At 48.4% G+C, this 25,111-nt stretch carries 21 protein-coding genes; 4 read left to right on the forward strand and 17 right to left on the reverse strand.

From position 1 onward, the window contains the following. Nucleotides 1–214: 214 nt before the first annotated feature. Entirely contained in the window at nucleotides 215–1,468 is a 1,254-nt protein-coding gene (locus DWW13_RS05670; protein ID WP_117761072.1) for an HlyC/CorC family transporter, read from the forward strand. 79 nt (nucleotides 1,469–1,547) lie between these two features. On the opposite strand, the gene DWW13_RS05675 is transcribed toward DWW13_RS05670, so the two are convergent. Further along, nucleotides 1,548–2,516: an AraC family transcriptional regulator gene (locus DWW13_RS05675; protein WP_117761070.1), complete on the reverse strand. Its 969-nt coding sequence runs from the start codon at nucleotides 2,514–2,516 to the stop codon at nucleotides 1,548–1,550. Nucleotides 2,517–2,760: 244 nt separating this feature from the next. Here DWW13_RS05675 and DWW13_RS05680 point away from each other — a divergent pair, with 244 nt between their 5' ends. Beyond that, nucleotides 2,761–3,192: a MerR family transcriptional regulator gene (locus tag DWW13_RS05680; protein WP_055227315.1), complete on the forward strand. Its 432-nt coding sequence runs from the start codon at nucleotides 2,761–2,763 to the stop codon at nucleotides 3,190–3,192. A 119-nt stretch (nucleotides 3,193–3,311) separates the two neighbouring features. Here DWW13_RS05680 and DWW13_RS05685 read toward each other — a convergent pair whose 3' ends face one another. From DWW13_RS05685 to DWW13_RS05695, 3 genes are read right to left on the reverse strand one after another with little or no spacing between them, the layout of a single operon-like run. Continuing rightward, nucleotides 3,312–5,120 carry a DUF6320 domain-containing protein gene (locus DWW13_RS05685; protein ID WP_055227317.1) on the reverse strand — a complete coding sequence of 603 codons (1,809 nt, stop codon included), beginning with the start codon at nucleotides 5,118–5,120 and terminating at the stop codon, nucleotides 3,312–3,314. 13 nt (nucleotides 5,121–5,133) lie between these two features. Then, entirely contained in the window at nucleotides 5,134–6,126 is a 993-nt protein-coding gene (locus DWW13_RS05690; protein WP_117761068.1) for an alpha/beta hydrolase, read from the reverse strand. Nucleotides 6,127–6,144: 18 nt separating this feature from the next. Then, complete coding sequence (locus DWW13_RS05695) at nucleotides 6,145–7,263, reverse strand: DUF362 domain-containing protein (protein WP_117761066.1); 1,119 nt, start codon at nucleotides 7,261–7,263, stop codon at nucleotides 6,145–6,147. A 246-nt stretch (nucleotides 7,264–7,509) separates the two neighbouring features. Here DWW13_RS05695 and DWW13_RS05700 point away from each other — a divergent pair, with 246 nt between their 5' ends. Together DWW13_RS05700 and DWW13_RS05705 are read left to right on the forward strand one after the other, a co-directional pair. Then, nucleotides 7,510–8,862 carry a 5-bromo-4-chloroindolyl phosphate hydrolysis family protein gene (locus DWW13_RS05700; RefSeq protein WP_117761064.1) on the forward strand — a complete coding sequence of 451 codons (1,353 nt, stop codon included), beginning with the start codon at nucleotides 7,510–7,512 and terminating at the stop codon, nucleotides 8,860–8,862. Nucleotides 8,863–8,935: 73 nt separating this feature from the next. Beyond that, complete coding sequence (locus tag DWW13_RS05705) at nucleotides 8,936–10,084, forward strand: toxic anion resistance protein (protein ID WP_117761062.1); 1,149 nt, start codon at nucleotides 8,936–8,938, stop codon at nucleotides 10,082–10,084. Nucleotides 10,085–10,163: 79 nt separating this feature from the next. Here DWW13_RS05705 and DWW13_RS05710 read toward each other — a convergent pair whose 3' ends face one another. The 13 genes from DWW13_RS05710 to DWW13_RS05770 all read right to left on the reverse strand — a co-directional run bounded on the left by DWW13_RS05710 (nucleotide 10,164) and on the right by DWW13_RS05770 (nucleotide 25,075). Beyond that, on the reverse strand, nucleotides 10,164–10,676 hold the full coding sequence (locus tag DWW13_RS05710; protein ID WP_117761060.1) for a dihydrofolate reductase: 513 nt from the start codon (nucleotides 10,674–10,676) through the stop codon (nucleotides 10,164–10,166). Next, on the reverse strand, nucleotides 10,673–11,554 hold the full coding sequence (larE, locus tag DWW13_RS05715) for an ATP-dependent sacrificial sulfur transferase LarE (RefSeq protein WP_330376945.1): 882 nt from the start codon (nucleotides 11,552–11,554) through the stop codon (nucleotides 10,673–10,675). Before larE ends, DWW13_RS05710 begins: the two co-directional genes overlap by 4 nt. A gap of 111 nt (nucleotides 11,555–11,665) precedes the next feature. Next, nucleotides 11,666–14,281 carry a L,D-transpeptidase family protein gene (locus DWW13_RS05720; RefSeq protein ID WP_117761058.1) on the reverse strand — a complete coding sequence of 872 codons (2,616 nt, stop codon included), beginning with the start codon at nucleotides 14,279–14,281 and terminating at the stop codon, nucleotides 11,666–11,668. A 187-nt stretch (nucleotides 14,282–14,468) separates the two neighbouring features. Continuing rightward, entirely contained in the window at nucleotides 14,469–15,569 is a 1,101-nt protein-coding gene (locus DWW13_RS05725) for an LCP family protein (protein ID WP_158565815.1), read from the reverse strand. Nucleotides 15,570–15,696: 127 nt separating this feature from the next. Continuing rightward, nucleotides 15,697–16,797: a UDP-galactopyranose mutase gene (glf, locus tag DWW13_RS05730; RefSeq protein WP_117801481.1), complete on the reverse strand. Its 1,101-nt coding sequence runs from the start codon at nucleotides 16,795–16,797 to the stop codon at nucleotides 15,697–15,699. Between the two features lie 12 nt (nucleotides 16,798–16,809). After that, complete coding sequence (locus tag DWW13_RS05735; RefSeq protein ID WP_022462230.1) at nucleotides 16,810–17,082, reverse strand: HPr family phosphocarrier protein; 273 nt, start codon at nucleotides 17,080–17,082, stop codon at nucleotides 16,810–16,812. Between the two features lie 11 nt (nucleotides 17,083–17,093). After that, entirely contained in the window at nucleotides 17,094–18,410 is a 1,317-nt protein-coding gene (locus DWW13_RS05740; RefSeq protein ID WP_158554979.1) for a CdaR family protein, read from the reverse strand. After that, the gene (gene cdaA / locus DWW13_RS05745) at nucleotides 18,407–19,294 is read right to left on the reverse strand and encodes a diadenylate cyclase CdaA (RefSeq protein WP_330410111.1); all 888 of its coding nucleotides are present in this window, start codon (nucleotides 19,292–19,294) and stop codon (nucleotides 18,407–18,409) included. Before cdaA ends, DWW13_RS05740 begins: the two co-directional genes overlap by 4 nt. Before the next feature lie 56 nt (nucleotides 19,295–19,350). Next, a complete protein-coding gene (locus tag DWW13_RS05750) occupies nucleotides 19,351–20,511 on the reverse strand; it encodes a hypothetical protein (protein ID WP_118719524.1) in 1,161 nt (386 codons plus the stop codon). Then, nucleotides 20,508–20,939 carry a hypothetical protein gene (locus DWW13_RS05755; protein ID WP_022462226.1) on the reverse strand — a complete coding sequence of 144 codons (432 nt, stop codon included), beginning with the start codon at nucleotides 20,937–20,939 and terminating at the stop codon, nucleotides 20,508–20,510. Before DWW13_RS05755 ends, DWW13_RS05750 begins: the two co-directional genes overlap by 4 nt. A gap of 89 nt (nucleotides 20,940–21,028) precedes the next feature. Beyond that, nucleotides 21,029–21,748 carry a ComF family protein gene (locus tag DWW13_RS05760; RefSeq protein ID WP_158579752.1) on the reverse strand — a complete coding sequence of 240 codons (720 nt, stop codon included), beginning with the start codon at nucleotides 21,746–21,748 and terminating at the stop codon, nucleotides 21,029–21,031. Between the two features lie 66 nt (nucleotides 21,749–21,814). Continuing rightward, nucleotides 21,815–24,070: an SF1B family DNA helicase RecD2 gene (gene recD2, locus DWW13_RS05765; protein WP_117509504.1), complete on the reverse strand. Its 2,256-nt coding sequence runs from the start codon at nucleotides 24,068–24,070 to the stop codon at nucleotides 21,815–21,817. A gap of 6 nt (nucleotides 24,071–24,076) precedes the next feature. Beyond that, entirely contained in the window at nucleotides 24,077–25,075 is a 999-nt protein-coding gene (locus DWW13_RS05770) for a rod shape-determining protein (RefSeq protein WP_117761048.1), read from the reverse strand. Nucleotides 25,076–25,111 lie beyond the last annotated feature (36 nt).

Genomic DNA, 25,111 nt, shown 5'->3' on the forward strand with positions numbered 1-25,111 from the left:
ATTCCCACATACCGTACAATAAAAGGGATTACTGATCAACGAAAGGATTACAGAAACATGGACGACTCAGGCAGTATGCCTCGACGATGCTTTATTTTCATCATTTGATAAACGGAGACATAATCTATCTTTGATTCCGCCAGATTCAAGATAGGTTATGTCTTTTTGTACATTTTTTGCATCGTGTCCCGGTTTCCTAAGAAAGGAAAAACAAATGAACAGCGACATTGTGTCACTCATCATCATTCTTATCTGCGTCATGCTCTCAGCCTACTTTTCGGCGACGGAGACTTCTTTCACCTCGCTGAACCGCATCCGCATGAAAAATATGGCAGAAAAAGGCGACAAGCGGGCGGAACTGGTGTTAAAGCTGCTGGAGAACTTTGACAAGCTGCTCTCCACGATTCTCGTCGGCAACAACATCGTCAACATCGGACTCAGCTCCCTTGCCACGGTGCTTTTTATCAAGATTCTCGGCGGCGACTCCGGTGCGACGGTTTCCACGATCGTAACCACTATCGTGGTCCTGATCTTCGGCGAAGTTTCCCCGAAAAGCATTGCAAAAGAATCCCCGGAGACGATCGCCAAATTTTCCGCACCGTTTCTCCACATTCTGATGATCGTGCTGACCCCGGTGACGTTTTTCTTTTCCCAGTGGAAGAAGCTGCTCTCCCGCATCTTCAAATCCTCGGAAAACCACGGCATCACCGATGAGGAACTGATGACCATCGTCGAGGAGGCGACCCAGGAGGGCGACATCGACGATCAGGAAGGCGATCTGATTCAGAATGCAATCGGCTTCATGGAGATGGAGGCCGCAGAGATCTTTACTCCGCGTGTCAACGTCATCGGCATTCCGCTCGATGCGACGAAATCCGAGATCGCTAAGACTTTCTCCGACACCGGATTTTCCCGGCTGCCGGTGTATGATGATGATATCGACCACATTGTGGGAATTGTGTATCAGAAGGATTTCCACAACCACATTTACCACACCAACAAACCGCTAAGCAGCATCATCCGCCCGGCGCTCTTTGTAACCGAGAATACGAAGGTCGGCCCGCTGCTGAAAAAAATGCAGGCGAAGAAATCGCATATTGCCATTATCATTGATGAATTCGGCGGCACCGACGGTATCATCACCATGGAAGATATCCTCGAAGAGCTCGTCGGCGAAATCTGGGATGAGCATGATGCGGTTGTACAGGAAATCCAGAAAGTTTCCGAAAACGAATACCTCGTGACCGGAACGGCAAGCATCGACAAGGTGTATGAAGAGCTCGATATTGACAAAGAATTTGACGTCTTTACGGTCAGCGGATGGATCATGGGGATCCTCGAGCGCGTGCCAAAGGAAGGCGATCATTTCGTCTCGGATGGCCTCGACGTAACCGTACTGAAAATGGCAGACCGGAGAGTCGACAAGGTACGGATCGTGCGGCTGCCGAAGGATGAAAATGAACAGTAAGTAATTGATACGATTTACACGCAAAAAACGGATCGAACATCTGATTTTAAAGTCAGATACTCGATCCGTTTTTCTTGTCCTATTGTATTTTCTTCTCCACCCGGTACTTCTTCGGCGATATTCCATAGCGCTCTTTGAAAATCCGATGGAAATAACTCATGTTCTCATACCCGACCCGCTCGCCGATGTCTGCCACGGAAAGTCCCGTCGTTTCCAACAGATACGCGGCCTGGGTCAGGCGTTTGTTCTGAACGAGTTCGGTGTAGTTTTTCCCGGTCAGGCGGCGGATCATGCGGCTTAAGGTGTAAAAATCGTAGTGCAGTTCTTCCGCCAGTTCCGAAAGGCTGCCCTCCCGGTAATGTTCCTCGATATAGCGGTATACGCCGAGCAGCATCTCCTGTTCAAAATACTGCTCTCCCACCTGCACGCGTTCGGTGTAGTTCATGAGTTGCAGAAATAAAAGGCCCATCGTAATCTGATTGATGCTCCGCTTATTGCTCTGGTGATGTAAGAGCGTCCAGACGAGATTTTCGATCAGATTCTGCACCGGAAGGACATCCGCGATTCTGTAATGCAGATAACAGAGCGGTACCTCCCCGCTTTTCAGACAGCCGACGATAAAATCCTTTAACTGATTCTCCTCTGCCCCGATCATTCGCAGCGTCTGGTCAAAAAACTCCGGCAGAATCAGAAAGTTGACCGCGATATCGTCACGCCCTGCCGGTTCAATTTCCTGCACTGCATTCTGATTCAGAATCAGCAGCTCACCCGTTTTCAGCTCGATCCGGTCCCCGTTGATGGTGTGCACGGTGCTTCCCTGGCACATGTAGATCATCTCGACATAATTGTGGCTGTGCGCCGGAAAACGAATAAACCGCGTGTGCGGCCGAATATCAATCAATTTTCCCCGCTCCAGCAGCTTTCCCGCATCCATCACAAACTTCTGCCCGCTCGAATACCGCTCCTTTTCCACTTCCGTCTTGCCGTCCAGAATCGCCTGTTCCTCCTCCGTAATCCGGGACAGGTCTGCTATAATTTCCTGTTTCACGATGATTCCTCACATTTTTCACGTTTTTTCTGCTTTCTATTATATTCCATTCTGGTGCAAATAAGCAATGTACTTTTTCTTCTCACTTTCTGATAAATATTCCTTTCCTACGCATCAAAACAGCAAGTGCTGCACTGCCAAGTGAAACGTAACGAAGATTCTCTCTTTACAATTTCACTTTCTTAAAGTATACTTTAAGAAGTTATTCTACTATTCAAACTCTATCGTTCAAGGAGGTTTTTCCATGGAACAGCAGACCTACACCATTCGTGAAATGTCCGAGCGTTTTGGACTTCCGGCCTCTACGCTTCGTTATTATGAGGAGATCGGACTTTTGACGGATGTCATTCATACCGAAAGTAAGAAACGAATTTACACCCAGCAGCACATTGACTGCATGACCGCAATTCTCTGCTTCAAACGCACCGGGCTTCCGATTGCGGGGATTCAGGAGTTTTTCCGGCTTGAGAACGATATCCCGGGAAATATTGACCAGATGGTTGCCATTCTCAAGGAACATGAGCAGAATACACGCGAGAAAATCGAGCGCATGGAATCTGATCTCGAACATATTCAGCAGAAAGTGCGGTATTACAGCGCGGTTCGCGATGCGATTAAAAATGGGGATGAAATGCCGTCGTGGGATTCCTGCGGCTGTGAGGAGAAGGCGCAGTAGATATCTCTCCAGGCTTTTCCGCCGCAGACACACACAAGTTTCAAAAGAGCAGGTAAGAAAAGGGACCAACATCCACTTTTCTTACCTGCTCTTCTTATTTTTTCTATCACCTTTTCCCTTCATACCCGGAATTTTTTCTGCATTTCCCGCATAAAATCTTTTCCGCGGAAAAAAAACAGCCCGATCAGATACAGCACACTAAGGCCCACGCAGATCACGGACGGCCAGGTAATGCGGACAGTTCCCGTCAACCACAAAATCGCCGGAACGATTCCTGCTGCTCCGGACTGCATCAGATAAAAAAGATATTCACTGACCTCCATTTTGTACGCTCTTGCCAGAATCTGCATCGTCGCGCCATTCATAAGAACGGCGAGCGGAATTGCGAAATCGACAGACCAGCCGATCCAGCCCGTCGCATAATCCCACAGAATCGCACCGATCATAATAAAGATCAATTGCCACATACTGTTTTTGAGTGGATTTTTCCGTTTCTGATATCCCACCCGGATCAGAAGCCAGGCGCAGAACACACCCGCTGTCGCATAACCTGCCCACCACATCTGCGGCGTTGCAAGGAAATTCATCATCCAGCAGAGTACGACAGCCGCGATGCAGGTGAAAGAAAAAATTTTCAATCCCAGTTTGGCCGTCCCGTGCGGCTGTTCTTTCTGTCCCGGAAAATCATTTTCCTCCTGTTCACAGGCGATGCCCTCTTTCTGCAGCAGATGCATCAGGTTCCGTTCAATATTGGAATCAGCGATTTTAGATGTGATTCCAAGCACCATGCTGTCACCGTAGGAACAGGAACACATCTGTACTTTGTCGGTGCTGGTGAAAAATCCGAACCGCTCAATATATGTTTCATACTCCGGCGGCATCTGAATCCGGCCGATATTGGAATAGACGGTCGTAATGCTTCGTCCGCCGAGCGTCGTGCCCGCCATCAGCGCCAGATTTTTGATTTCCAGCGGCACGGCGCGCAGCACCGGATTCCGCTCAATCCGCACCAGATCGTTCATACGTGTGGAAATCTCCTGCTTCAGCGCCTCTTTCTGCATCGCGGCTCCCGTGATCTGCAGGGCATCCTCAAACGATGCCTCCGGCCCAAGATCACAGGCAATCTCGATCCAGCTCCAGAAATTCGTCATCGATGCGGATGGGAAAAAGTTGCGGAGATTGGCTGGAACCATCAGAGAAACCGGCTTTTTCAGCCTGCTTTTCGGGATTTCTTCATATACCGCATATACCAGCGCCGCCGCAAGGTACGCCGTCACCGACACGCCATGTGCTTTTGCGCACTTATGAACTGCTTCCGCGGAAAGCAGAATCTCAGTAATTTCCATCTCCTCCTGCTCCAGATACTCGCCTTTGATCTGGTATGCCGGGCGGCTTTTTTCTTTTTCATTTTTCTTTCCGGTGTAATACTGTGAAAAGCTGTCCTCCTCGAAATCTGTCTCTGTCAGCATGTCTTCGCTGACCTTTGAAAAGATTTCCTCGGGATGACACAAGATCAGATAATTGCTCACCAGTTCTTTCAGAAACAGCATCGCACCGGTGCCGTCTGTCAGGGCATGGAATACTTCGAAATTGATTCGGGTTTTATAGTAAGAAACCTGGAAAAGAAGCGTTTTGTGGTCGGGTACGTAAATCTCACTGCACGGCGGACGCTTTTCCTCTTCTACTTTTGCTGGCAGATCGCGCTGCTCCAGATAAAACCAGAAAAGACCTTTCCGCAGTACCATGGAAAACACCGGGTAATGCTCCATTGTCTGCTCCAGCGCTTTCTGCAGCAGATCCGCCTGGATGTCCTCTTTCAGCTGGCAGTAAAACCGGAAGACTCTCGTATCCTTTTTTCCGGTGGCCGCCGGAAATGCCTGTGCCGCGTTGTCCAGCTTTCTCCAGCGCGAAGAATGTTCTTTCTTCATTTTCTATGCCTCCTTACGCCTTCCCGTGTGTCAATTGTTTCTTCACTGCTGCTATGTTTTCCAGTTCTTCGTCTGCATTTTTCTGCTGTTTTTCTTTCCTTAAAAATGCATTCATATACTGAAAACTTTCCTGCACATATAGGTGTTCAATGCCAAGCGCAAAATAGCCGTGCAATGCGCCCTTGATCCGATGATGTTCAACCAGATTGCCAGCCCTTTTCAGCTTTTTCGCATAATCCTCGCCCTCATCACGCAGCGGATCGTACTGCGCCGTCAGTACCAGCGTGTCCGGCAGTCCCTGCAGATTTTCTGCCAGTACCGGTGCAAAGTACGGATTTTTGCGGTCTTCTTCGGTCCGCTGATACAGAATTACATAATCTTCCATTTTGACACTGGTCAGAAGGTATCCGGTTCCATTGGTTTTCACGGATTTGTACGGTGATTTCTCTGTGTAACAGGAATTTACCGCCGGATAAATCAAAATCTGTTTCCCCGGCAGCAGTTCTTTTTTGTCCCTCGCCATCAGGCAGACCGCAGCCGCAAGATTTCCTCCTGCGCTGTCGCCCATGATCGTGACATTTTCCGGCGTTACCTCCGGCAGAATCTCCCCGCGCAGCATTGCCTGGGCGGCGGCGTAGCAGTCTTCTAAGCCTGTCGGGAAACGATGCTCCGGTGCAAGACGGTATTCTACCGATACAACAATCTGCCCCGTCGACTGCGCCATGCGCGCGCAGACACGGTCGTATGTCTCCACACTCTCGGTTGTCCAGCCGCCGCCATGGAAGAACAGAATCGCTTCTTTTGCACCATGCTCCTCCATTTTTTCATCCGGGAAGAACAGCCGAATCGGAACCTTGTAGTCCCCATTATATATTTCCATATCCAATTTTCGCAGAAAAATACGAATCGGATCCAGCTTCTTGATATCGGCAAGCCGACGGGCGGATTCTACTTCAATTCCGCCGTAGGACAATACATTTAAAATGGCTTTGACTGCTTTTTTCATTCGCTCTCTCCTCTGTTGCTATTTTTCTGCTTCTGTTTTTCGTCTAGTTGCAATGTACTGCTTCAAAAATTCATACATCTGCTCATCGGTCGGTGGGCAGCCTTTCAGATTGTATTTAAACCCTGAAGTACAACTTCCCACACCAAGCGCCCCGCTCTTTCCCCGGTATCCCTGCCCGATGCAGATTTTTTCGTGGAGTTCCTGCAGCAGTCCTTCCTCCTTCAGCCGGTCGAGCGCCGGGATCAGATAGCCGTAGCAGGCACTGCAGGACTCAACTTCCTCTACGGCATCCTGCAGTTCCACGATCTTCCGTTTTTCCGGAATCACTCTTTTTTCACCAATTTCGCCAATTTGGCGGATTGAAAGCCGTGTGAGATCAGCGCTGCCCACGCCCAACTCTTCTGCCATTTTGACATACGGGACATCTTCTGGCTTATAATGCAGTTCCGCGCAGACATATGCATCGATCAACACCGGATCTAACCCAGCGAAAAGGCGATTCATAATAAACGGATTACCGCCATCCTCAAAGTCAAGGTCTCCGCAGATATTATCCACCAAAATAAAATCCTGATGAATCCCCAGCCCCAGATGCGCAATTGGCCGATGAAGTCCCATGGCATGAAAATGACGTTTTTCTTTATTCGGCAAGAGACCTTTCATATTTTTCAGTGCGCAGGTAATTTTAGTCTGGCAATGGCCTTTCATGACCGGGACATTGATCATAAAATCCACCTTTTTCGCACATTCGCAAATCTGAAGTTCCATATCACCACACTGCACCGGCATGCTTTTTTCCTTCTGCGCATCGATAAGCGGAACGCCGTACTGTTCCGAAAGCATACGGTATCCACAGACCTCAAACGATTCCTCTGTCTTATCCCCGACCCAGGAACCTTCCATGATTTGAAGGTTAGTAAATCCGTTTTCCTGAAGATATTCGATGATCCCCGCAACCACCTCCGGATGTGTCGTCCCTCCAAACTCCGCCGGGACAGGTGCTACCAGATTTGGCTTAATACCGATGAGACTGACCTTCGAAGGAATGAGCGTAGCTAAGGCACATTTGTTCAAAAGCTGTTTTGTCATTTCTTTATATTCCATTCCCTGTATCTGGATAATTTCGTTTTTATTCATTTAGTATTGCGGCCCCTTTATTCTGATTTGATTTTTTCTGACATTCGATATTCTTTAGTATATAATAGTTACTGCTTTCTTTCAACTCATCCAAAAACAAAATCATTTCCTGTGAACTGTAACCATTCCCGTCAGCTCCAGCTTCATAGAAAATTAAGCACTGTATGCTTGTAAGATTTCCAATCGCATTGTATAATAAATGGAAAACGGTACACAGAAAAAGTACCTCATCAGAAAGGAACTGTCATGAGTTTTGAAGATGATTTAAAGGATGTCGGCGACAGTATTGGAAAGCTTGTGGATAACGCTGTAAATTCTCAGGATTTTCAGGAATTAAACCGGAAGATTTCAGACACCATCAACCAGTTTGTCTACCCAAACCGGAAGGGACCATTCCGTGCAAATGGCACACAGGAGCCGTCCCGCGGCTATTCCGCAGATACTTCCTACAGCAGCCAGCATTCTTCCCATAATAATACAGCGCAGCAGACCGGACCGCATCACTATTCCTACGGGCCGGGAGGCACGATGCCGGGTAAGAGCGCGAACCCGGTTCCCAAACCTTCCCATACCTGGCAGACCTCCCAGAATACGGAATGGAACAGCCGCATACAAGAACGCCGTGTACTGCGCGAGCGCTTTATGCCATCCACCGATCTTGCACTTGTCGGCGGATTTCAGACGGCCGCCGGCTGGGGTGTCACCGGACTGTTCGGCTGCTGCACAGCGCTTAGTCTGTATTCCTTATTTGCAGGTCCAGACAACAGCGCGCTGATTCCTTCTCTTATTTTTGCCGCATTTACCATCGGCGGCGGCATTCTTCTGAAAAAGGGAAGTAAAAACCGGCGTCTGGTCCGCCATTTCCGCCAGATCTGTACGCTGATCGGCACAAAGGAATATATTTCCACGAAAGAACTCTGCGACAGTATGCACTGTGAGAAAGGTGAGCTTCTGACCGATATTACGACCATGATTGATAAATCCATGCTGCGCCAGGGCCACCTCGACGAGAATGGTACCTGTCTGATGGTAACAAATGACTGCTACGACCAGTACCGCGCAATGCTCGCCAGCCAGAAGGAACAGCAGATTGCTGAGCAGAAAGCACGTGAACAGCTGGAGGCCTCCGGTGTAACGCCGGAATACCAGCAGATGCTGGAAGAATGTGAATCTTATATTCAGAAGATCCATCAGTGCAACCTGGATCTGCCGGGTGAAGTCATCACAGCCAAGCTGAGCCGTCTCGAAACGGTTGTTACCCGGATTCTCGAGGAGGCAAAAAAGCGCCCAAAAGAAGCCGCCGCCCTGCGGAAATTTATGGATTACTATATGCCGACAACCTGGAAGCTGCTCGACGCTTACCGTTCCTTTGAGAACGAACCAATTCAAAGCGACAATATCCTCCGAACCAAGAAGGAAATCGAGGACACACTGGATACCATCAATGCCGCATTCGAAAAGCTGCTTGATGATCTGTTCCAGACAACGGCATGGGATATTTCTTCTGATATCTCTGTTCTGCAGACGATGCTGGCGCAGGAGGGACTGACAAATCAGGCAGGTCCGTCAAAGCAGGATATTGAGCCGCTTCACATGTAACTATTCAAAGCTATACAATTGAAATCAAATCACCGGTTACGTTTCCGTACCGAAGAAAAGGAGAATAGAAAACATGAATGATTTTGTAAAGGACACCACTGAAATTCCAAGCTTAAGTTTCGGCGCTCCGGAGCCGGAACCGGAACTTCCGGTACAGCAGCCGGAAGAAAAGAAAGAGGTCATGGATGATTCTGTTCTGTCCGACGAACAGAAAGCCATGGTGAATGCCTTTGTTTCCCAGATTGATCTTGCCAATACAAACGGCATTCTGCAGTACGGTGCCGGTGCACAGAAGAAAATGGCAGACTTTTCCGAGAAAACGCTGGAGAACGTCAGAAGCAAAGATCTCGGGGAAATCGGCGATCTGCTCACCTCTGTTGTGACAGAGCTGAAAACGTTTGACGCAGAAGAAGAAAAGGGACCATTCTCTTTCTTTAAGAAAAGCACGAACAAAATCAATGCAATGAAAGCGAAGTATGACAAGGCAGAGGTGAATGTCAATAAAATCTGTGACGTGCTCGACGGCCACCAGCGGCAGCTTCTGAAAGACATTGCCATTCTGGATCAGATGTATGCACAGAACCTGAATTATTTTAAAGAGCTAACCATGTACATTCTCGCTGGAAAGAAAAAGCTGGAGCTGGTACGTTCCACAGAACTCCGTGATCTGCAGAATAAAGCGCAGATGACCGGAAAGGCCGAAGATGCACAGGCTGCCAAGGATCTCGAAGATCTCTGCAACCGATTTGAGAAGAAACTGTATGATCTGGAACTAACCCGTATGGTTTCGATCCAGACAGCGCCGCAGATCCGCATGATTCAGAACAGCGATTCTGTAATGGCCGAAAAGATCCAATCCACACTCGTCAACACCATTCCGCTCTGGAAAAACCAGATGATCATTGCACTCGGCGTTCATCACTCGACTGAGGCTGCCAAAGCACAGCGCCAGGTTTCGGATATGACAAATGAGCTTCTGAAAAAGAATGCGGAGAATCTGAAGATGGCAACGATCGAGACTGCAAAAGAATCTGAGCGCGGTATCGTCGATATGGAAACCTTAAAACAGACGAACCAGAGCCTGATCTCTACCCTCGATGAAGTGATGAAGATTCAGGAGGACGGCCGCCAGAAACGTGCCGCCGCTGAAGTTGAGCTGGTACAGCTCGAAAATGATATTAAGAAAAAAATGCTGGAGCTTTCTGCAGGCGGACAGCACTGATACTTTTTGTATTCTATATAAAAAAACGGAGAAGCCGCTTTTTCTGTGGTTTCTCCGTTTTTTACGTCCTGTCTTACCCTTATCTCGGGCGTTCTGCCTTTTCATTCTTTCTTCGGTATTCCGTGAAATAAAATTCAATATCAAAGCAGGTCTGCTCATCGCCCTCTTCTACCATCTCCCAATCCGGTGATTCGTCAAGATCCTCAAAGAAGGTATCCGCCTGATACGTCATGTCAATTCGTGTGACGTATGCCGTATCACAGTATGGGAGAAGCTGACAGTAAATTTCTCCGCCGCCCGCAACATAAATATCGTCGTCCTCATACGGCTTTAACACTTCCATCAGCTCTTTGATACTGTGGACAACGGTTGCGCCGCGGACATTCCATTCCGGATCACGGCTTAAAATAATATTCGTTCTGCCTTTTAAGGGCTGCCCTGCCGGGAGTGTAGCAAGTGTCTTTCTTCCCATCACGACAACGTGTCCCATCGTAGTTTCACGGAAGAACCGCAGATCAGACGGAATACTTACCAGCAGCCGTCCCTGATATCCCAGACCCCATTTGCGGTCCGCACTTAAAATTGCTTTCATTTTGTTTCCTCTTTCTGTGTTATTTTCTCATCCATACTGCCGGAACGGAACCCTTCCAGATCCATCGTCAGGTAAGAAAAGCCGAGCTTTTTCAGATATGCAATCATTTCTTCTCTCTTCTCAAGCACTTCCCCCATACGCTCCGGTGCAATTTCAAGACGCACCACATCGCCATGTACACGCAGGCGGAGATTCTCTTCCGCACCGAACAGCGTATGAAGCCATGCTTCGCCGTCCGCAATCCGATCCAGAACGTCATAGTTAATTTCTGCCCCGTAGGGAAGGCGTGTCGCCATACATGGAGTGGATGGACGGTGTGCTACGGAAACGCCGTACTTTGCGGCAAGTGCTTTTACCTCTGTTTTTGTCACATGACACGCTGCAAGCGGGCTGATAACACCATATTCTCTCAGCGCTTTTCGCCCCGGCCGGTAGACATGAAGGTCATCCTCATTTGTTCCGTCGAGTACCTGGGTGACACCGTGATCGCGGGCAAATTCCAGAAGTTTCCCAAATAGATAGTGCTTACAGAGATAGCAGCGGTTTTCCGGATTGTAACGGATTGCCTCCTGCTCCAGCTCATCAACAAAAAGGACCTCATGAACAGCGCCAACCTCCTTTGCTACTCTTGTCGCTGTCTCCAGGTCGCAGGGCGGATGCAGCCGTGTCTGAAAGGTTACTGCATAAACCTTTGTTCCATATTTTGCAGATGCATCCATGACAAGCTTCAGCAGCAGACTGCTGTCCACACCGCCGGAGAATGCCAGACAGAGATCCTGTTTTGCAATCTCGTCAAGTTGGGTAAGCAATGCCTTTTCCTTATTCTGCATATCTGTTTTCTGTTCTGTCCGGTTCTTTTTCTTTTCCTGTAATTCCATCGTATCTGTCTTCCTTTCCTGTAAAATGGCCGATGTCTTCTTATCAGAAAATCCATCGGCGGCACTGCTGCCCCGATGGATTTTCTCATACAGGTATTCCTGTTCTATTTTTTATCGATATGTCGGATCGCTTCCGAAAGCACCGCCTGTCCAGGTATAACGGGTCGGGTTTGTCAGCGGATAATCCAGATTGTCGCCAATGCGGACCGTTGTTCCGCTGCTGACGTTATCATAAATCCATTTTGCATCGATTGCAGTCAGTCTGACACAACCATGTGACATCGGTGATCCCAGGGAATTGAAGTCTACGGCAGAGATCATATTCAGATCCGGTGTGCTGCTTGCTACGCCATGGAAGTAAACAGCGTCATAAATCTGTGATACATATGGTGCCCAGCACACATAATCTTCACCTCTCATTTGCTTCTTTTTCAACTGCCAGCCGATTTTATATGTTCCTGCTGCAGTGTAACTGATTGGATTTCCTACGGAGCAGATCATTGATTTGATCGGGGTATCGTAAGAACCGGTTGCACTGTTATAGCCGTAAATGGTGACACGTCCGCGGGTTCTGTCTACTGTGATGTATTTGGATGACGGATTGAAGATGCTTGTCACATCCTCCATCAAAGAACCGTCTGCTTTGCGGTAACGGCGGTATTTTCCGATGTACTCCCATCCTTCCGTGATTCTGCGTCCGGAAGCATCGAATTTGTACTGTTTTCCATTGATCGTAGCGGTGCAGTTCTGATATCTTCCGCCCCAGCTGCGGAAATAATACTGAGAACCGTTCAGTGTCAGCCACTGATCATGGTACATGCCGCCCCAGCTCTTGAAGTAGTACCAGTTCTTATCATGAAGAATCCACTCGTCATGTGCCATGCCGCCCCAGCTCTTCATGTAATAATAGTTACCGTCATGGTAAACCCAGCCGGTCAGCATTTTTCCATCTTTATCCAGATAATAATAATTTTTATCATAGAGGAACCAGCCTTTTTGCGTCCGTTTGGTTCCATCTGCATTAAACCAGTACCAGGTATCGCCGGACTTGCCCCATTCGTTTTTATACATACCACCCCAGCTCTTGAAGTAGTATTTTCCATCGAGCCATTCATTGGCAAGCATGGTTCCATCGGATTTCAGATAATACTTATTTCCTTTGTAGGTCAGCCAGCCGCTGGTATATTTCTTTCCATTTCCGTCAAAATAATACCATACATTGTTGACTTTTGCCCATGCGTTTTTGTAGGCCGCACCCCAGCTGCGGAAGTAATAGGTGTTATCCAGCCACTCATTAAAAGCCATTTTTCCATCGGCTTTCAGATAATAGCTGTTTCCATTGTAATCCAGCCAGGAATTCGTCAGCAGTTTTCCGCCGTCTGCAGTTGCCCAGTACCAGATTGTCTGCGTGCTGGTTTTAATTTTTTTCCATCCTGTTGTCGTCGAAACGGCTCCGTCAGCACCAACGTAATAATAATTTCCATTATAGCTTCCAACATCGTTGACACACATGCCGCCCCAGCTCTTGAAGAGATACATGGTTCCGTTCACATTCAGCGCGTTGTCTTCCATATGACCGTCTTCATGGAGATAATATTTATTTCCATCGTAATTGAACCAGCCTGTCCGTACGCCGCCCCAGCTGCAGAAGCTGTACCATTTTCCATCAATCTGTGCCCAGCCGGATTTATTTTTCTGATTACCGGTTTCCATCTCGAAACTTCCATCTTTCAAATTTCCGTTTGCATCAAAGGAAGCTGGTTTCATATAGTAGATTGCTGTATCTACCTTTTGCCATCCTGAAAGAAGTTCCCCTGTTTCCGCATCCACTAAGTACCAGTTAGAGCCAACCGTCAACCAGCTTACCGTACGATCTCCCTGCTGATACGCATTGTGATTTCCAAGAGATACAGTGCTGTCTTCTGCATTCAGATAATAGGTATGCGTTACATTGTTTTCATCAACAACAGTCTGGAAACCTGCCTCTTTTACGCGGGTTCCATCATTGCCAAACAGATATGTTACATCTCCTACTTTCTGAGTTGTGCTCCAGACTGCATAGCCTTCTTCATCGGCATAGTAATCATCCACACTGCCATCCTCAAATTTGATGGTAACAAGTTCATTTTTTTTCAGTTCCGGTGCAAATACTTTTCCTTCACAAATACCCTGCTGTCTCGAACCAAGTTCATCTTTTGCAGGATCTTCCCCTTCTGTCTCAAAGTAGTAGATTCCGGTTTTTCCATCTTCATCCGTCAGCTCTACTTCACCGGTCAGCATATAGCCATTTTCGTCAAACGCATAATCGACGCCGTCGATTTCTATTGGTCCGGTAGCAGCTACCACCTTATTATTCTCATCCAGAACTCCGTACTGAAACTGTTTCTTTCCATCTTTTTCAACGCTGTTCCAGCCTTCCTTCAGATTACTTACTTCCGGAGCCGGAGTTGCGCTCGGCGTCGGTGTCTCGGAAGGGGTCTCAGTTGGTGTTACGGTTGGTGTTGCGGTCGGTGCCTCGGTTGGAGCCGGAGTCTCACTCGGTGTAACCTCTGGGGTCTCAGTTGGCGCCGGAGTCGGAGTCGTTTCTTCGTCTTCGGCCTGAGCTACAGTATCACTTTCCGAATTTACCGGTAATGGACTGGTTTCTGTAGAAGCTGCATATGCACCGGCTGGTGTAACACTTACCATGACGCCAAGTACGGCTGCGGCCAGAAACTTTCTTTTCATTCTTATTCATCCTCCCATTTTTTTACTCTTATACAATTTATAGCTTACTACATTTTTCCATCTATTTCAAGTTATCCGCCGGTAAAATACCTTACAAATTTCTTATGGTTTTTTCCTGTTTTTCGGGCAGAAAAAACCTCCTGACCCCGGTTTTCTGACCGGAAACAGAAGGCTTTTTACTGTTCTTTTATTCGTTTACCGTGGTAGATCCATAGATCTCTGTCTGAAGTCTCGAGATGGTTGCTGCGAAGTCCGGAACAAGCATCTCACCCTTGCTGGAGTACAAGTCGTCGTACGGTACACGGCTCTGTACAATCTCGTAGGACAGAATTGTCGGCAGCTCTCCGATCAATGTCATCAATGTAGACTGATCAATGTTATGGGTAACACTTGGAAGAATGGTATCCGCCAGTGCACTCAGTTCTGTTACGCTTGACGATTTCATTTTCTGCATCATCTTGCTTAAAACCTCTCGCTGACGCTCCGTTCTCTGATAATCAGAATTTCCAACGTAACGGATTCTTGCATATGCAACTGCCTGATAGCCATCCACATGCTGCTCTCCGCCTGCTGTATACTGATGGGCGGAAGCATCCACATTACGGAGTCTGCACATTTCATCAACATATTGGTTCGCTACACGGATTTCATCATCGCTCGGCGAAAGCTCGATTCCGCCGATGGCATCGATAATGTCAATCATGGAATCGAAGTCAACACTTGCATAATTGTCAATCGGCAGTTTGTAGTTGTCCTCGATGGTTCGTACAACCAGCGGACCGCCGCCATATGCGCAGGCTGCATTCAGTTTTTTCACACCGACATCCGGGATATTTGCATACAGGTCACGCATAAAGGATGTCATGTGGATCTGTTTTGTATCTTTATTGATGGACATCAGAATCATGGAATCGGAGTTTCCATACCACGTTTTGTCACGACGGTCAACACCGATCAGCAGAATGTTGTACACGTTATTGTTGTTTGGAAGTTCAATGTCCTGTGTCTCATTTAAAATCTCAGACTGCAGGGCATCCGTCTCCTCATCAGTCAACCCGGTACTTTCTGTCTCAACCTCTGTGGATTTATTGATCGTGATTTTATCATCGCTTACGTAGTTACTCTTGCTGTAATAGTGATTGATTACAGCATAGACACCGACGAGCACAACCAGTACAACTACGAGAAGGATGGTGAGCACATTAACCCAGCCGAATTTCTTCTTTTTCTTTCCTGAGGAATGGCGTCTTTCCGGGATTTCATCCTCGTCATCATATTCTTTTCTCATAACGACCTCTTTCATTTTCTTATTTTCCGGTATTTTCCAGCCGGATATCGTTTATAATATAGTCAAAAAACGGACTGCTGTCAAGTGTGCAGTCCGTTTTGATTGATTTCCGTTTGCAGTTTTTTTCCTACCGCTGCATTTTCTCCCACTGGTTCAGTGCAGCCTCAATGACTTTGTCCATATCGTAATACTTGTATTCTCCAAGTCTTCCGCCAAAGATAACCTTCTCTTCTTTTTCCGCAAGTGCGGCATATTTCTGATAAAGTTCCTGGTTTCTGGCATCATTCACCGGGTAGTACGGCTCCATCCCCTCTTTCCAGTCGGTGGAATACTCTCTGGAAATGACGGTCTTTTTCTGGGTTCCGAATTCGAAATGCTTGTGTTCGATCACACGCGTATACGGTGTCTCCCGATCGGTGTAGTTTACTACAGCTACTCCCTGATAATTGTCGGTATCCAGCACTTCTGTTTCAAAGCGCACCGTACGGTATTCCAGCTTGCCAAGTGCATAATCGTAAAACGCATCAATCGCTCCGGTGTAAATCACCGTCTCACCCATCGCCAGGTACTTTTCTTTATCTTCCAGAAAATCAACACCTGTCTGTACATCCGCTTTTTCAAAAAGCCGCTCTGTCAGAACGTTATAGCCGCCAATCGGAATTCCCTGATAAAGGTCATTGAAATAGTTGTTGTCATACGTAAAGCGCACCGGAAGCCGTTTGATGATAAAGCTCGGCAGCTCACTGCAGTCTCTTCCCCACTGCTTTTCTGTATAACCCTTAACCAGCTTTTCATAAATATCTTTTCCAACCAGTTTGATCGCCTGCTCTTCCAGATTTTTCGGCTCTCCCGGAACAGCTTTTCTCTGCTCTTCGATGATTGTTTTCGCCTCTTCCGGTGTACGGATTCCCCACATTTTACTGAAGGTATTCATATTGAACGGCATATTATAAATTTCGCCTTTGTAGTTGGCAATCGGCGAGTTTGTATAACGGTTGAATTCTGCCAGCGAATTGACAAACTGCCACACCTCTTTATTCGAAGTATGGAAAATATGCGCTCCATACTTGTGTACATGAATTCCCTCGATTTCTTCGCAGTAAATATTTCCGCCTGTATGATCTCTTCGTTCCAGTACAAGACAGCTTTTCCCTGCCTGACCGGCAAGATAAGCAATCACTCCGGAATACAGACCGGCGCCAACCAGAACATAATCATATTTCTTCATTGTTCTTTCTCCTTACAGTTCTTCCCCAAGTCCCGTCCGGATGGAATTGACAAGGAACTGCAGAGCTTCCTCCTCGTCCTCTCCCTCGCAGAACAGCTCAATTTCGTCTCCGCATTTGACGCATGCGCCAAGGACGCTTAAGACGCTCTTTGCATTTGCTGTATTTCCATCTCCGTAGTGGAATGTAATAGATGATTTAAACTGCATCGCCTGTTTGCACAGGGTTCCGGCCGGGCGAAGATGAAGGCCGGTTGGATTTTTCACGGTCACTTTTCCGCTTACCATTGGTTTCCCTCCTAATTTGTTCCTGTCGTTTTATTTGCTACTGCTTTTTCTTTGATATGAATCGTTGTCTTGACACTGTCTACGAGCTCATAGCCATCCGGCAGTGTGATTTTTACCGGTACCTCGTAATCCCCGACACCCATTCCATTCAGATCTATGGATGCGTTGATCTGGGAAGTATCTAATTTGGCCAGATTTTTGTCCGATGCTTTAATGCGGATTGCAAGCTGTGTCTGATCATACAGAACGGTATAAGTGGACTGAAGATTGCCCGTCTCGATCTGATCGACATCAAGTTCAAATTCCCTGCTCTCATTCGGCATAACCGTTACGTGAACGGTAACGGATGCAGACGAACTGGAGGATACTTTCAGATCTGTCACATCGGCGAGAACATCGCTTAAGTCAACCGTCGTCTCCACATCGGAGCGCTGTCCTGCAACGGAGGTATAGTCTTCCGGAATTTCAATCGTATTGCCTTCATCCGCCAGCTTTGCAAGTGCCTCCTCGGATCCGGCAACGGTGATTTCCTCCGGTGTGGTATAGATATTTTTAATCTGATAGCCGTCTGCCGGAGTTCCGCTGTACAGTGCACTCAGCTTAATACCGGATACACGGCGCCACAGTTCAATATCCACATCCACCTGCGGGGAGCCGCTGTCGAAATTCAAAAATTCCATCTGGGATTCCGGCATCTCATCCTGGTTTTTATCAATAATCATCAGATCCGCCGTGACGGTTCCGGAATTCCGCATATTGGTTACATCTACTTTTGCCACCACACTGCTGATCTTATTGATCAGGGACGTCGGGCCGGAAATGGTGATGCTCTCCGGATCGGAAGTCATCGTTCCCACTTCGTAATCTTTTGCCGGTTTCGTATTTCCTGCGTCAATTGTGATCGGGAATTTTTCGCTGTCCACATCCTCGATTTCCACAGGGATCGTTGCTGTCACTGTGCTCAGTTTTTCCTGTTTTACCATGGAGCACGCTGCCTTGATCGGCACATAAACCGGGTTTGTATCCATCGTCACAATCTGGGTCAGATCGGCCGTGACGGTGATATCCGATGCCTTCAGCCGGCTGACAACCGAGTTGTTGTCCGTGACAGTAACCGTGACCGTCTGGTATTCCTCCGCAATCTGGTATGTTTTCTTTCCGGCTGCGATGTAGGCTTCATTGGTCACCTGCACGGGGACATCAAAGCGCTCTTTCACAATCGGGTCATTCACACTGACCACAACGTACCAGATTACAATGGCAATCAGGATAGAAAGAATTTTCAAAGGGAGATTGTTCAGAAGCTTTTTCAGAATTTTCTTTTTCATTTCTTCTCTCCCTCCACTTTCTGACGCATTCCGCGGATATGCCATCCTTTCTTCTCTTCCGGTTTTTTCGCGAGCTTCTGGATTTTGTGAAGCTGCTCCCGAAGGTCGCTCGGTGTTACTGCCGTGTGGAGTTCTCCGCCGGAAGCATACGACACATTTCCGGTTTCCTCGGAGACAATAATCGTAAAGGAATCCGTCACCTCACTGATGCCGACACCTGCACGGTGGCGTGTTCCAAGATTCTTGTTCAGATCCATGTTGTCGGACAGCGGCAGGTAACATGTTGCTGCCGTGACACGGTTGTTCCGTACAATCACGGCTCCGTCGTGCAGCGGCGTATTGTGTTCGAAAATATTGATCAGCAGCTGGCTGGTCAGAACGCCGTCAATCGGGATTCCGGTCTTTTCATATTCCTCCAGGGTGATGGTCTTTTCGATGACGATCAGCGCTCCGGTCTTTACTTCTCCCATTTCAAAACTGGCCCTTACCAGTTCATTGATGGTTTTGTCACTGAACCGTTCATTTTCCTCCTGGCCGCTCGCAAAAGAAATGGCAGACAGCGGATTCTTTTCTCCAATCTGCTCGACCACTCTTCGAAGCTCCGGCTGAAAGATAATTACAACCGCTGTGATCGCCGCCCCGCCGATGTTTCCGAACAGCCACAGAATCGTCTGCATTTTCAGCACGTTTGCAATGATGACAAAGACACCAATCAGAAAAATACCTTTCATCAGCGTATAGGCCTTTGTATTCTGCAGCCAGCGGATCAGGTGATAGACGAAAAATGCAATGAGCAGAATCTGCACAATATCAATCAGTTCAATTTGTTTTGGCAGCCCGTAGTCTGCCGTTCTTGTGACAATCCAGTTCCACACGCCACGCACACTGTCACTTCCTTTCTTTTCCCACGGCCGGTTTTCTTCTGATTTTCAAAATTCTTTTAAAGATCCTTTAAGGTGTCCTCCAGCATGCTCTTATAATCCACATCCTGATAATCGCCCTCGTCCAGCGGCGGAATTTCTTCTTCCTGAATTTCTTCTGTTTCGTTTATTTCTTCTATTTCTTCTTTTTCCTCGATCTCATCAAGATCCCTGCTGTTCCCGGATTCTTCTGTATGTCCAAGATTTGCCAGAGCATCGAGTTCCTCGTCTGTCAGATCCGGTTCTTTTTTCTTTTCATTCCGAATATAAGTCACACAGCGCTGTGCCTTTGTCACATTGAATTTTGGAACGGCTTTTACGTAGTAATAATAATCGTCGTCATCATATTCCAGGTATTCTGTCCGGGTGTAGTCTGCACCGAACAGGAAAAACTCCAGAACAAATCCAACCAGACAGCCGGCCGCCGCCCCGATCAGAACCATCGGGAGTGCAATCTGTACATCCAGTGCCAGGCTTCCGGCAATCATAATAACCGCATAGGCAACCGAACCTGCCACAATGGAAATCTGCCATGCATAGTCCGCACTGCTGTGGCGGATTGCATTGACAAGAAGTACGGTCAGTGCACAGGCGATCAGAACCAGCAGCATTTCCTCATTGCGGAAGAGGCCGTTGAAAAATTCCTGTACGACTGCCGTGATCTCCGGTGCTTCCGCCGCATGAAGCAGCGGCTCCATTTTTCCGTGAATCATGTCGCACATATAGTAGACAACGACACCGCAGGCTGCTGAAAATGCAGAGAGCGGCGTGCCGGCAAGACCATAGGCAACCGGAACGGCAGATGGCACGTGAAGCCAGAATGCGAGCGGTGTCAAAAGGAGTGCCGGCGCATCCTTCGGCACAAAGCGAAGATATAGAAACCAGAGCACCAGCAGAACCAGCGCCGCAAGACCCGCGATTACCATGTGAAGTGCAAAGCAGTGGCCGATGATCACCAGCATTGCAAGGAAAACCATTCCATTCAATGGCAGGATGGCGCAGATCAGTGACAGAATCAATACCACATACATGCTGTCCAGCATCTTCAGATAGCCGAGATTGGAATTAATACCACGAAATACAGCAAGAGCGAGCAGAAATTTCACAATCGGAAGTACGATTCCGCTGCAGGAGCCGTAAAACTCTTTTAATTTTTCTTTCAGTTCAATCAATACTGTCATGTTTCCTTCCTCCTGCGCCCGGATTTCTTCCCGCTTTTTTCCTGTTCCTCATACATGTTCTGCAGGTCATCCAGCTCTTTTCCATACCATTTCAGCTTTTTCTGTGCTCCCTGGTAACGGATCGTGCTGATCACATACACGGCAATGGAATAGACTGCCAGAAAACACAGATAGGACGCGATCAGACACCCTGCTGCAAACTGCAGGTCGATTGTGTCTATCTCGTCCACCAACCATTCAATATGATATAAGACTGCAACCGCAAGTACCAGAATGTATCCGATGGAAGCCAGAAAAAAATTTTTCAGAAGCTCTTTTCCGATGTAATCACTCCGAAAATAGCGGCCGATTCGTAAGGCATTTTTTTCTTCTTTTTTTTCGAAAAAAGCCAGTTTTGTCATCTGACGAATCCTTTTTTCGTCCAACATGCCTCTTGGTCTCCTCTTCCCGTTCTAAATTATGTTTATTTTACCATATGTTTCCGATATTGGAAAGCTATTCTCAAAATATTCACACACTATTTTACAATTGCCGCACAAACAAAATCCACCTGTTCTGCTCCATTCACTTTCAACAGTGACGCAATGGCATCAACCGTGCTTCCCGTTGTGTAAATGTCATCTACCAGAAGAATCCGGCAGTATTTCATCTGTCCCGGCTTTGCCAATGCAAAAGCTCCCTCCAGGTTTTTCCGCCGCTCGGCGGGACTAAGCTCTTTCTGGCGTTTTGTTTTTTTCACACGGCGGATCAGGCGGGCATTCATGGGAAGTTCCATTTCTTCTGCCAGCTTTTCTGCAAATACCTCCGCCTGATTGTAGCCGCGCTGCCGCTGTCTCGCCGGATGAAGCGGCACCGGAACGAGCACCTCCGGATTTCTTCTCTGGATCTGCTTTCCCACATAGAAAAACGCCGCGTGAGCATAAAATCCAGCGTATTCCTGCCGTTCATGATATTTGAACCGCATCAGGGAAGTCTCAAGTTCCCCGTGGTAACCGTACGGCGCAAAACCGCGGTCGAAGCTGTGCCTCGTTCTGCTGCAGTCCCGGCAGAACTCTTCCTCACTGCCCACGGGTTTCCCGCATTTTTTGCACCGCGCACCCAGAATCGGATGGATCTTTTCCACACAATTCCGGCATAGATACAGTTCCTCACGTGACAGCAGTCCGTCACAGATGGGACATCGTCTCGGATAAACTGCGTTTAAAAGCCAGTTTCCTGTTTTATTTTTTTCTTTCATGTAACCTGCGCTTTCCCTTATCCACTCTGCCGGATGCAGCCGCATCCATGCCCCGGAAAAACGTGTTTACGCGTTTTCTTCCTGCATTTCCCAGATTCTTCTGGCGAGCGTTGTATACCGGTTCGCCTCGATATGATTTCCGATCATTGCCTGGAATGTCACATCACTTCCGACGATGGTGACGCACTTTCTGGCTCTCGTCACGGCCGTATACAGAAGATTCCGCGTCATCAGCATGCGCGGGCCGCCGAGCAGCGGAATCACAACCGCCGGGTACTCGCTTCCCTGCGCTTTATGTATCGTTGTGGCGTAGGCGAGCTCCAGCTCGTCCGCCTGTTTGAACGTATAGTCTGCGAATTTTCCTTCCTCAAACTCCACGGTGATCACCTCGGTATACGGGTTGATACTCCGGATCATGCCGAGGTCTCCGTTGAATACACCCATACCGCGCTCCGCCACGATTCCGTTGATGCCGCGGATTTCCCACTCCATCTGGTAATTGTTGCGGATCTGCATGACCTTGTCGCCCTCGCGGAGGATATTACCTCCATTTTCCCGCTCGGCTTTGTCCGGTGCGGGCGGGTTCAGGTATTTCTGCAGAATCTGATTCAGATTTTCCACGCCGAGTGCACCTTTCCGCATCGGAGTCAGAATCTGGATATCCTGCGGGCGGGCATCCACATAACGCGGCAGTTTCTGGGACACCAGCGTCACCAGCACTTTCCAGATCACGTTGACATCGTACCGTTTCAAAAAGAAGAAATCTTTGCTCTTATTGTCCAGTATAACCTCTTCCCCATTATGGATCTTATGTGCATTGACAACAATATCGCTCTGGGATGCCTGCCGGAAAATGTGTGTCAGGCAGACAATCGGAAAGCATTCCGAACGGATCAGATCCCGGAGGACACTGCCCGGGCCGACACTTGGAAGCTGGTTCTGGTCTCCCACCAGGATCAGCCTTGTTCCCGGCACAATCGCGGAAAGAAGGGCATGCATCAGGTGGATATCAACCATCGACATCTCATCAATGATGATGACATCCGCGTCGAGCGGATTATCTGCGTTCCGCTCAAAATGCACATTTGCCGAGGAATCATCCACATTTCCCGTCAGTTCCAGAAGACGATGGATCGTGCATGCCTCACAGCCAGTTGCCTCTGTCATTCGTTTCGCCGCTCTTCCGGTCGGCGCTGCCAGGAAAATGTCGAGGCCTTCTGCCTCAAAATAATGGATCATCGCATTGATGGTCGTCGTTTTTCCGGTTCCGGGACCTCCGGTCAGGATCATAAGACCGCTGTATGCCGCCTCAACGACTGCCGTCTTCTGCATCTCATCCAGCTCGATCTGATATTTTTTCTCGATCTTTCCGATCCGCTTTTCGATTGCCTCACGGTCTTCCTCGCATGTAATATTCAGCTCATGCAGCATGCGCGCCGTACTCAGTTCCAGATAATAATACTGGCTGGCGTACACAATCCGCAGAGGCTCATCCCCTTCCCGTTCGGCCGGGAGCTCGCGGATGACCGCTTTTTTGTCGATTGCCATATCCTGCAGAGATTTCTGCATCCGCTCCGGTTCTACGCCGAGAAGTTCCTGCCCTCTCCGAAGCAGCACCGGTTCCGGCAGATAGACATGGCCTTCTGCCGTCGCCTGATTCAGCACATACGAAAGACCGCTCTTGATGCGGAATTCGCTGTCCACGGCAATCCCGATTTTTCCGGCAATCTCATCCGCCGTCCGAAATCCCACGCCTGCGATATCTTCCGCCATTTTATACGGGTTTTCCTTTAAAATCCGGTACACATTGTCCCCGTACTGCTGATAAATCTTTGCACCGAGATTCAGTGCAATGCCATATCCCGAGAGGAAAATCATCGCATTCTGCATTTCGGCTTTTTCTGCCACCTGCTGTGCAATTTCACGCGCTTTCCGCTCGCTGATTCCCTTTACCTCCGCGAGGCGCTCCGGCTCTTCCTCGATGATCCGAAGCGTATCGTCACCGAAGCGGCGCACAATTCTTGCCGCCAGCGCCGCACCGACTCCTTTGATCGCACCGGAACCGAGATACCGCTCCAATGCAACAGAATCCTGTGGAACTTTCGTCTCATAGGATTCAATGCGGAACTGCTTTCCATAGGCAGCATGTTCAATATAATCTCCGGAAGCCTCGATCAGCTCGCCCTCTCCGATCATCGGAAGCGTGCCGACGCATGTCAGCTCGCGCCCCTTCATGCTCAGATTCAGGACGGTATAGCCGTTCTCCTCATTTCGGAAAATAATGTGTTCTACGTAGCCTTCTACTTTTTCTTTTTCACTCATCTTTTATCAAAACTGGCTTTCAAATTCATTCATCACTTCGCGGTACTGGCCGGTTCCAAGCGCAACGACGCTCGCCGGATTTTCTGCTGTCACGGTATTAATGCCGGTCCGCTCCTGGATCAGCTCGTCCATTCCGGCAAGGAGACTGCCGCCTCCGGTCAGGATAATGCCGCGGTCGGAAACATCGGATGCCAGTTCCGGCGGCGTTTTTTCCAGCACGGCACAGATCGCGTCCGCAATCTGGTTTGTCGTCTGGGCAAGGGCACCTCGGATTTCGTCGGAGGAAACCGTAATCGTCGCCGGAAGTCCGGTGATGACGTTTCTTCCCTTGATCTCCATCGTTTTCTCCTCGGCCCGCGGATAAGCGGAACCAATCCGGATTTTCACTGCCTCTGCGGTCTGTTCTCCGATAAATACGTTGTATGTTTTCCGTACATAGCGGATGATATCCTGGTCAAATGTCTCACTGGAAATCTTGACCGAATTGGAAACAACGGTTCCCGCAAGCGAGATCACAGCGATATCCGTCGTGCCTCCACCGATGTCCACGATCATATTTCCGCATGGTTTCGTAATGTCAATTCCGGATCCGATTGCCGCTGCCACCGGCTCCGGCACGATCAGCACTTCCCGGGCTCCCGCCTGGTACGTTGCCTCCTCCACAGCCTTCCGCTCTACTTCCGTCACACCGGACGGCACACAGATGCTGATTCTCGGTTTCCGGAATGCTCTTCTTCCCATTGCCTTCTGGATAAAGTAGCGCAGCATGCGCTCGGTGATCAGAAAGTCCGTGATCACGCCCTGCCGCATGGGCCGGACCGCCATAATATTGCCCGGTGTCCGTCCAATCATCTGACGCGCTTCTTCTCCAATTGCCCGTACTTTATCTGCATCTTTATCATACGCAACTACGGACGGCTCCTTTAATACAATGCCTTTTCCCTTGGCATAGACCAGGATGCTGGACGTCCCCAGATCAATTCCGATATCGGTCGTTGCAGCCATAGTAATCCCCTTTCCTGTTCTCTTTTATTTTTCTTT

This window comes from Blautia sp. AF14-40 (genome assembly GCF_003479665.1).
Classification (GTDB): domain Bacteria; phylum Bacillota; class Clostridia; order Lachnospirales; family Lachnospiraceae; genus Fusicatenibacter; species Fusicatenibacter saccharivorans.